Annotated in this window: 1 protein-coding gene; it reads left to right on the top strand. The window is 58.7% G+C overall.

The window, feature by feature from the left end; all coding sequences use genetic code 11:
• A partial coding sequence (locus tag NI000_RS36440) for a condensation domain-containing protein (protein ID WP_253416158.1) occupies positions 1 to 3,271 on the top strand: 3,271 nt, incomplete at both ends.

Raw genomic sequence — 3,271 nt, 5'->3', positions numbered from 1 at the left:
TACATCGGGTACAACCGGCAAGCCGAAGGGCGTCATGCTGGAGCATCACGGACTGACGAACCTGAAAGCTTATTACGACCACGCGCTGCGTATCGGCGTAGAGGACCGTGCGCTGCTGTTCGCCAGCCTGTCGTTTGACGCGGCCTGCTGGGAGATCTTCCAGGCGTTGTTCTGCGGCGCGACCTTGTACGTGCCGACGAAGGATACGATTCTGAACTATCAGTTGTTTGAAACGTATATGGCGGAGCACCAAATTTCGGTCGCGACCCTGCCGCCAACGTATGCGGTGTATCTGGAGCCGGAGCATATGCCATGCCTGCGCATTCTGTTCACAGCGGGTTCCGCCTCATCGCCGGAGCTGGTGCAGAAGTGGAAGGACAAGGTGGCGTATTACAACGGGTACGGTCCGACGGAAAACTCGGTAGCGACGTCGACCTGGCCGGTTTCAGAAGATCCGGAGGCAGGCAGCCTGGTTTCGATCGGACGGCCGGTGCCGAACCACCGGGTATACATCGTGGATACGCACGGGCATCTATTGCCGGTAGGTGTGGCAGGCGAGCTGTGCGTAGCCGGTGCGGGTCTGGCCAGAGGTTACCTGAATCGTCCGGAGCTGACGGCGGAGGTATTCGTGACCAGCCGCTTCAGCGGGGAGCGGATGTACCGGACGGGCGACCTGGCGAGATGGCTGCCGGACGGGCGGCTTGAATATTTGGGCCGGATCGACCACCAAGTGAAAATCCGCGGTTACCGGATAGAGCTGGGCGAGATCGAAGCGAAGCTTCAGCAGGTGGAAGCGGTGCGGGAAGTGATCGTAATTGCGCGGGAAGACGGCCAAGGCCAGCAGCAGCTCTGCGCGTACTACGTGGCAAGCGAGGAATTGGCGGCAAGCGAACTGCGCCAAGCGCTGAGAGAAGAGCTGCCAAGCTACATGGTGCCGGCGCACTTCGTGCAGCTGGAAGCGATGCCGCTGACGCCGAACGACAAGATCGACCGCAAGGCGCTGCCGGAGCCCGACGCCAGCGGACAAAGCAGCACGAACTATGTACCGCCGCGCAGTGAACTGGAAACCAAGCTGGTGGACATCTGGCAGGATATTCTCGGTGTACCGGGGATTGGCATCAAGGACAACTTCTTTGAACTCGGCGGACATTCGCTGCGGGCTGCCGCTTTGGCGACAACGCTCCATAAAGCATTTGACCGCAATGTGCCGGTCAAAACGATTTTCGAGCATCCGACGGTGGAGCAGCTGGCAGAAGCGCTGCATGCTATGGACCAAGACCGCTACGTCTCGATTCCGGTCGCCAGCGAGCGCGACTACTACCCGCTGACTCCGGCGCAAAACCGCCTTTACATTTTGAATCAATTGGAGGGCGGCGAGCTCGGCTACAACATGCCGGGGACCGTCATGCTGCAAGGCAGGCTGGACGTTGTCCGGTTTGAGGAAGCGTTCCGCCAATTGATTATCCGCCATGCTTCGCTGCGGACAGGCTTTGAGCTTGTGAAGGGCGAGCCGGCACAGCGGATTTATGCGGAAGTTCCCTTTAAGCTGAATGTTCGCAAGTATGACGGAGCCGAGCTGCTTGAGGCTGTGATCCGCAAATTTATCCGTGCCTTTGATTTATCTAAGGCTCCGCTGCTTCGGGTGGAACTGGTCGAACTGGAAGCTGAGCGTCATTTGCTGCTCTTTGACATGCATCATATGATCAGCGACGGCGTTTCCATGAGCATCTTGCTTGATGAGGTTGCCCGGCTGTACCAAGGAGAGCAGCTTCAGCCTCTGGCGCTGCAATATAAAGATTATGCGGTATGGACGCAGTCGGATGCCTTCCGTAACCGGCTCGGCAAACAGAAGGACTACTGGCTGAGGCGTTATGAAGGCCGGCCGCCTATACTTGATTTGCCTACGGATTACCCGCGTCCTGCTGAACGGAGCTTTGAAGGGGACATATTCGGGTTCACGATAGACAAGGGTCAGCTTGAGGGCTTGCGGAATCTGGCCTCGCAAACGGGCACGACCTTGTATATGGTGCTGTTCGCTGCCTACACGGCGCTGCTTCACGTTTATACCGGACAGGAAGACGTCGTGGTGGGGACGCCGACGGCCGGAAGAGGCCATGCTGACCTGGAGCCGATGATCGGCATGTTCGTCAATACGCTGGCCTTGCGGCACTATCCGGCTGGAGAGAAAACTTTCGCTGCTCACTTGCAGGAAGTCAAAGAACACATCCTGCATGCGTTCGAGCACCAGGATTATCCGTTTGAGGATTTGATCGAAGGCTTGGACATTGAGCGTGATTTAAGCCGAAACCCGCTGTTCGACACGATGTTTGTCATACAGCATGCCGCGCGGGCGCAGGCCGGGTTCGAGGGTCTTGAGCTGCAGCCTTATGGGCATGGTTTTACAGCCGCCCAGTTCGACCTGACGCTGGAAGCGGCAGAAGCGGATGATATGCTAGTGTGCAGCTTCCAGTTCGCAGTATCCCTTTACAAACGGGAGAGCCTGGAGCGGATGAGCGGACATTTTATCCGGCTGCTCGAGCTTGTCACATCGAATCCGGAGCTGAAGCTGGCCGAGCTTGATGTGATAAGTCCGCAGGAGAAGGAGCTGCTGCTGCACGGCTTCAACGACACGGCCGCGGAATATCCTCAGGAGCGGACGATTCATGAGTTGTTCGAGCAGCAAGCGGCCCGCACGCCGGAGCGGACAGCGGTGTTGTTCGAGGACGAGCGGCTGACGTACCGCGAGCTGAACGAGCGGGCGAATCGTCTGGCGCGGACGCTGCGCTCTAAAGGAGTTGGCGCGGATGTGCCTGTAGCGATCATGGTCGAGCGCTCGCTGGAGATGATCGTCGGCATCTACGCGATTCTGAAGGCGGGCGGCGCTTACGTGCCCATCGACCCGGAGTATCCGGCCGAGCGCATCCGCTACATCGCCGAAGATTCGGGGGCACGCTTGCTGCTGACACAGAGCCGCTTCCTGGACCGCGTGCCGGCGGAGCTGGAAGGCCGGGTTCTCGATTTGAACGACGGGGCGGTTTACGCCGAAGATGCGACGAATCTGCCCCTTGGTTCCGGTCCGCGCGACATGGCTTACGTTATCTATACGTCGGGCTCGACTGGCAAACCGAAAGGCGCGGCGATCGAGCATCATTCCGTACTCAACCGTATCCTGTGGATGCATGGACGCTACCCGATTGGCGAGGCGGACGTTATTCTGCAAAAAACGACCTTTACGTTCGACGTGTCGGTGTGGGAGCTTTTCTGGTGGGCG

The organism is Paenibacillus tyrphae (genome assembly GCF_024158745.1).
Lineage (GTDB): Bacteria > Bacillota > Bacilli > Paenibacillales > NBRC-103111 > Paenibacillus_G > Paenibacillus_G tyrfis_A.
This window is presented reverse-complemented; position numbering and strand designations above follow the sequence as displayed.